General features: G+C 60.1%; 6 protein-coding genes. All 6 read left to right on the top strand.

The features are described 5' to 3' along the window. Positions 1 to 1,453: electron transfer flavoprotein-ubiquinone oxidoreductase (locus HLUSI_RS0111175; protein WP_016834069.1), on the top strand; the 1,453-nt coding region annotated here is incomplete at its 5' end. Between the two features lie 38 nt (positions 1,454 to 1,491). Further along, positions 1,492 to 2,274, top strand: a complete 783-nt coding sequence (locus HLUSI_RS0111170) for an SDR family oxidoreductase (RefSeq protein ID WP_016834068.1) — start codon at positions 1,492 to 1,494, stop codon at positions 2,272 to 2,274. A 265-nt stretch (positions 2,275 to 2,539) separates the two neighbouring features. After that, positions 2,540 to 3,415, top strand: a complete 876-nt coding sequence (locus HLUSI_RS28120; RefSeq protein ID WP_162098065.1) for an IclR family transcriptional regulator — start codon at positions 2,540 to 2,542, stop codon at positions 3,413 to 3,415. Between the two features lie 14 nt (positions 3,416 to 3,429). Then, the gene (locus HLUSI_RS0111160; RefSeq protein WP_016834066.1) at positions 3,430 to 4,290 is read left to right on the top strand and encodes an IclR family transcriptional regulator; all 861 of its coding nucleotides are present in this window, start codon (positions 3,430 to 3,432) and stop codon (positions 4,288 to 4,290) included. Positions 4,291 to 4,608: 318 nt separating this feature from the next. Further along, positions 4,609 to 5,814: an ABC transporter substrate-binding protein gene (locus HLUSI_RS0111155; protein ID WP_016834065.1), complete on the top strand. Its 1,206-nt coding sequence runs from the start codon at positions 4,609 to 4,611 to the stop codon at positions 5,812 to 5,814. 51 nt (positions 5,815 to 5,865) lie between these two features. Continuing rightward, the coding region (locus HLUSI_RS0111150; protein WP_016834064.1) for an ABC transporter permease subunit at positions 5,866 to 6,253 on the top strand (388 nt) is incomplete at its 3' end.

Genomic DNA, 6,253 nt, shown 5'->3' with positions numbered 1-6,253 from the left:
CGAACTGTTTCCCAACTGGAAAGAACTCGGCGCGCCGCTGAACACCGAAGTCACCGAAGACCGCTTCCTTTTCCTCTCCGCCAGCAAGGCATACAAGACGCCGTCGTGGATGCTGCCAGCCTGTTTTCAAAACCATGGCAACTACGTCATCTCGCTGGCCAATGTGACGCGCTGGCTCGGTCAGCAGGCTGAAGCGCTGGGCGTGGAAATCTTCCCCGGCTTCGCCGCTGCTGAAGTGCTCTACAACGACGACGGCTCGGTCAAGGGCGTGGCTACCGGCAACATGGGCGTGGACCGCCACGGCGAGCCGACCGCTGCGTTCCAACTCGGTATGGAACTGCATGCGAAGTACACCTTCTTTGCCGAAGGCGCGCGCGGCCATCTGGGCAAGCAACTGATCAGCAAATACAAACTGGACGCCGGCAAGGATCCGCAGACCTACGCCATCGGCATCAAGGAAATCTGGGAAATCGATCCCAAGCTGCACAAGCCGGGCCTGGTGGTGCACACCGCCGGCTGGCCGCTCGACAGCGGCACTTACGGCGGCTCTTTCCTGTACCACCTGGAGAACAACCAGGTCGCGGTCGGCTATGTCGTCGGCCTGGCCTACGAGAATCCTTACCTGTCTCCCTACGAAGAATTCCAGCACTATAAAACGCATCCGGAAATCCGCAAGTTCTTCGAAGGCGGCAAGCGTCTTGCCTACGGCGCGCGTGCGATCACGGCCGGCGGCTTGCAATCGCTGCCGAAGCTGACCTTCCCGGGCGGCGCACTGATCGGCTGCGACGCCGGCTTCCTGAATGCGTCGCGCATCAAGGGCAGCCATGCCGCCATCAAGACCGGCATGCTGGCCGCCGAGGCCGTGTTCGCGGCCTTGAACGACGGTCGCCAGTTCGACGAGCTGACGGCCTACAGCGCCGCGTTCGAGAAGTCGTGGCTGCACGAAGAACTGTACAAGGCGCGCAATTTCAAGCCGTCGATGAGCAAGGGTTTATACACCGGCACACTGCTGGTCGGCATCGACCAGGTGCTGTTCGGCGGCAAGGCGCCGTGGACGCTGCATCATTCGCACGCCGACCACGAATGCCTGAAGCCGGCGTCCGACTTCACGCCGATCGCGTATCCGAAGCCGGACGGCAAGCTGACCTTCGACCGGCTGTCGTCGGTGTTCATCTCCAACACCAACCACGCGGAAGACCAACCGATCCATCTGACGCTGAAAGATGCTTCCGTGCCGGTCGGCGTCAACCTGGCGAAGTACGCCGGTCCGGAAGCACGCTACTGCCCGGCCGGCGTGTATGAGTTCGTGAAGAATGACGACAATACTGATCGCCTGCAGATCAACGCGCAGAACTGCGTGCACTGCAAGACCTGCGACATCAAGGACCCGACCCAGAACATCGTGTGGGTGACGCCGGAGGGCGGTGGCGGGCCGAATTATTCGAACATGTAAGCACGTAAAGAAACAATTCACGCAAGCAAGGAGACAGTATGGACCTCGCATTAACGAACAAGAAGATTCTGATCACGGGAGCATCCCAGGGTATCGGCGAAGGCCTGGCCCATGCCTTTGCGCAGGAGGGTTGCGCCGTCTACCTGACGGCCCGATCGGAAGAGAAGCTGCAAGGAATCGCTGCGGCGCTGCGTTCGCAATACGATGTTGCGGCGCATGTGTTGGCAGCCGACATGACGGCGCCGGGCGCGATTGAATGCCTCTGCGATTTCGCCGGCGACGCTGATGTGCTGGTCAATAATGCCGGGGCCATCGAGGGCGGCGACCTGTGGGAAATCGATGACGCCAGATGGCGGGGGAGTTGGGAACTGAAAGTCTTCGGCTATATCAACCTGACGCGCGCCCTGTATGGCCGGATGAAGACGCGCAAGTCCGGCGTCATCCTCAACAACATCGGCAACGGCGGCGAGAACTTCGATTTCAACTACATCGCCGGCACTACCGGCAATGCGGCGTTAATGGCGTTTACCAGGGCCATGGGCGGCAAGAGCCTGGAGGATGGCATCCGGGTAGTCGGAGTCAATCCGGGGCCGGTCGACACCGACCGCATCCGTCGCGTTCTCAAGAAGCGCGCCGGCAGCCGGCTGGGCGACGAAAACCGCTATGAGGAACTGTTGAAGGGCTATCCACTCGGTCGCGCGGCGCACGTGCGCGAGATCGCGGACATGTTCGTTTTCCTCGCCTCCGAGCGTTCCGGCTATACCTCCGGCAACATCATCACCATTGACGGCGGGATCACCTCGAACCGGGCCATCGGCTGAGGGAGTCCGACAGGCAGACGAACTTCTGTGGTTATACTGCTCATTCGTCAAAACCGAAGTACGGAACACTTTTTTTCTTTCCGTTGCCCGTGCTGCGCGTTGGGCGCATTGTCCATGGCACCGGCGAAGTTCAGGAGACAGGCTTCGCACTGGTACTGATAGCCCGATTGATCTTTGTCGAGAGCAAGTCATGTTACTTACAATGAAGCATAGTGTCAGATACGCAAATCGTTGTACGGACCAGGCGGTTGTCCAGAAAAAACAAATGCCAAAGAGCAATCGCCTTCAGGGAACCGGGAATGGGCAGTGGGCCGACGTCAAGGTGGTGCTGCGCGCTCCCGGAAACGGCTCGCCCAGGGATGTGCCGATCAATGCGAACGACATCATTGCGCCGATCGAGCGTGGGCTGGCGATTCTGTCCGTTTTCGGCCCCGCCGACCAATGGCTGGGCAACCAGGAAATTTCCGCCAAGACGGGGATCCCAAAGGCAACGGTCACGCGGTTGACGCAGACGCTGACCGACCAGGGTTTTCTCAATCATTCCACGCGACTGCGCAAGTATGGCCTCGCCGCGGCGGTGTTGGGATTGGGCTATGTCACCATGGACAATTCCCACACCGCAGCCCTTGCCCGGTCACACATGCAGAAGCTGGCGGATGATTGCGGCGTGTTCGTGTCACTGGTCGGACGCGACGGCCTGGACGTGTCGCTGCTGGAAAATTGCCACAGCACGAGTTCGCTGGCGACGCTCGGCGTCAACGTCGGCGCGCGCTTCCCGATTGCGGCAAATCCTTTCGGTCTGGCGCTGCTGAGCGGTCTGCCGCTGGCCGAACGGAACTATCTGCTGGATCACATCCGTCTGCGTTACCAACAGGAATACCGCGTCAACCTGCGTTCGCGCGTGGCCGATGCCGTGGCACAGGTTAGCCAGAAGGGATACTGCGTGTCGATCTGCGAGCTCGGCAGCGAAATTACAGTCGCCGCCGCCCCCCTGAACATTCCTGACCGGCCGCCCATGGCGATCGGCTGTGCGGGGCCGGCCAGGCTCATCACGCGTGAAAAACTCCGGGAAGAGATCGGCCCCAGGCTGGTCGAACTCGTAACGAGGCTGCAGGATCATGCCGGCCTGACTCTCGGTTGACGGGCGGAAGCGATATGGATATCCATTCGAACGAATTGTCTTTGGCGGCAGCAACTGAGACTGAGGATGCGTCGGATGCATCGACGGAAAAAGCCGAGAAAGCCGGCGGCACGCATACGCTGGAGCGGGCCCTGACCGTACTCAAGGCCTTCGGCGGCTATCCCGGACCGGTCACCAATGCCGAGTTGGTGCGGCGCACCGGTTTTTCGAAGGCATCGGTGTCGCGCATCACGGCAACGCTGGTGGCACTGGGCTATCTGGATCGTGCTTCCGACGGCTTGCGCTACCAGATCGGCATGCAGGGACTGGTGCTGGGTCACAACTATCGCGCGAACAATCCGGTCAAGCTGTATGCGCGCCCCATCATGCAAGAGTATGCGGACGAGCATGACATGTCGGTGGCGCTGGCGACGGGTGACGGCATGGACACGCTGTACATCGAATATTGCAAGAGCCCGCGCATTGCCACCTTGCGCATGGGTGTGGGCATGCGCATGCCGATGGAACTCACTTCGATCGGCCGTACCTACCTGTGGGCGCAACGGCCGCAAGAGCGAGAGCGGTTATTGTCCGACATCCGGCGGCGCGGCGATGACAAGCAGGCAGCAAATTCCATGCTGCGTATCGAGCAGGCTTTCGATCATCTGGAAAAATTCGGTTATTGCGTAGCGATGGGCGAGTTCCAGCGCGACTCGTTCGGCATCAGCGTTCCGGTTTACCTGGGCAATCCGGCGATACCGATGGCGCTTAATTGCGGAGGGATTCTACCTGCGCCGTCCGACGAGCATATCCACAATGTCCTGGTGCCGCGGCTGGTGCAGACGGCGGTGCGACTTGCCGCGGCGACCGCTGATATCGACAGCATGCTGATCTGATCCGGCCTCCGGATTTTCTCCCGGGTCCTTCCGGATACTTTCACCACGAAAACAATTTTCACCTGTCTGCGCAATGGCGTAGACAGGCCGGATGGCGTCCGTACGTCCGCTTTCCCGAGGTCCAGGCAACGCGGAATTCCAATATACGGAAGGTGATGCCGCCGTGCGTTGATTTTGACTTTTCGTGAGCGTTTAATGCGCACAGACACAGCAATGTGTCGGACAAGAAAAAGCAGAGAGAAGCAAACAAAAGCGATTGCGACTGATTCTGAAAATCCGGAATCGCTCATGCCGATAACGCAAAAAATGGAGACTAGTATGTTCACGAAAGACAGTATTGCAAAAGTCCTGGCGGGTTCTACCGTCGCCGCGTTGCTGACATGCGGCGTGAGCGCAGCGCATGCCGATGAAATCATCAAGTTGGGTCTGTCGATTCCGTTGTCGGGGGCCGCCGCCAACTGGGGCAAGGGCAGCGAATGGTTGTGCAATGCAGCGGCGAAGGAAGTGGCCGATGCCGGCGGCGTCAAGGTCGGCGGCAAGGTCTACAACTACAAGTGCGTGGCCTACGACAACAAGTACAACGCGGCTGAAGGAACAAAGGTGGCGCAGACGCTGCTCAATCGCGACGGCATCCGGTTCATCGGCGGCAGTCTCGGAACGGCGCCGGTCAAGGCGCTGCAATCGCTGTCCGAGCGCGAGGGCGCGCTGCATTTCACCACTGCCTGGGGCAGCAGCATCAAGGGACCGAAGTTCCCGCTGACGTTCACCATCATGAACACGGTCAATGAGATTTCATTTCCGCTGACGCGCTTCGTCAAGGAAACCAACCCTTCCATCAAGACCGTATCCTTGCTCAATCCGAACGACGCCACCGGGCAAGAGACCGAAGCGCTGGCGCGCAAGGCCTGGACCGCCGCCGGCGTGCAGGTGATCTCCAGCGACTGGTATGACCGCGGCACCACCGAATTCCAGCCGATTGCATCCAAGATGGCGGCCGCCAAGGCCGACGTCATCGACTTGGCAAGTACACCGCCGGCCGATAGCGGCGTCGTGTTCAAGGAACTGAAAGTGCTGGGTTGGAAGGGTGTGCAGGCAGTCCAGGTGGGCACCGGCGCCGAAGGCATCATCGCCACCGGCGGCACTGCGGTCGACGGCACTTACATGGGCGCCGCGATGGTGTTCGACAGCGCGCTGACCACGCCGAAGCAAAAGAAACTCAACGATGCGGCGAAGGCGGCCATCGGCGAATCGCTCAATTCGGTCCAGATCTCCTTCTACGATTCGGTGATGGCCCTCAAGGCGGCGATGGAAGCGTCGCAAAGCGTCGATCCGAAGCTGGTCGCGGCAGCCTTGCCGACGGTGAAGTTCGAATCCTTCTACGGCGTCAGCAGCGGCTTCGGCGGCAAGGATGTATACGGCACGCCGCAGCAGATCCTTATCCCCGTGATCGTCACGCAAATCAAGAACGGCAAGCTGACCGAAGTCCGTCGTATCGCCTCGGAAGAGATGAAGCAAAGAAAATAACGCCGTACCGGCAATGACGACACGGCACCAGCGCATCAGACGGAGACCACCATGCAGACCGCTTTGCAATTGCTTATCACCGCACTACAGATAGGCTCGATTTACATCCTGTTCTCGCTCGGCCTGACGCTGATATTCGGCGTCATGAAGATCGTGAACTTCGCGCACGGCCAGTTTTTCACGCTGTCCGCGTTACTCGTGTCTGTACTGGTGCCGTGGTTCGCCCATCAGGATGTGCCGCTGTTGCTGGCGTACTTGCTGGCGGCGGCCATCTCGGTGGCGGTCTCGGTCGCGCTGGGCATGCTGACCTACCAGTTCGGCTTCCGTTTTTTCCAGCGTGACCTGAGCGGTTCCTTCATCTTGTCGATCGGCCTGGTGCTGCTGCTGGAGGGGGCGTACCTGCATTACTTCGGCGGTGCAGTGCGTACCGTACCCCCGG

Origin of the sequence: Herbaspirillum lusitanum P6-12, assembly GCF_000256565.1 — a bacterium.
GTDB classification, from domain to species: Bacteria; Pseudomonadota; Gammaproteobacteria; order Burkholderiales; family Burkholderiaceae_D; genus Herbaspirillum; species Herbaspirillum lusitanum.
Note: the sequence above shows the minus strand (reverse complement) of the source record. Positions and strands in the feature narration are given on the sequence as shown.

Bases quoted from the DNA above. Each gene is read 5' to 3' on its own strand.
- HLUSI_RS0111155 (WP_016834065.1), top strand. From the start codon at position 4,609: ATGTTCACGAAAGACAGTATTGCAAAAGTCCTGGCGGGTTCTACCGTC.
- HLUSI_RS28120 (WP_162098065.1), top strand. From the start codon at position 2,540: ATGCCAAAGAGCAATCGCCTTCAGGGAACCGGGAATGGGCAGTGGGCC.
- HLUSI_RS0111160 (WP_016834066.1), top strand. From the start codon at position 3,430: ATGGATATCCATTCGAACGAATTGTCTTTGGCGGCAGCAACTGAGACT.
- HLUSI_RS0111170 (WP_016834068.1), top strand. From the start codon at position 1,492: ATGGACCTCGCATTAACGAACAAGAAGATTCTGATCACGGGAGCATCC.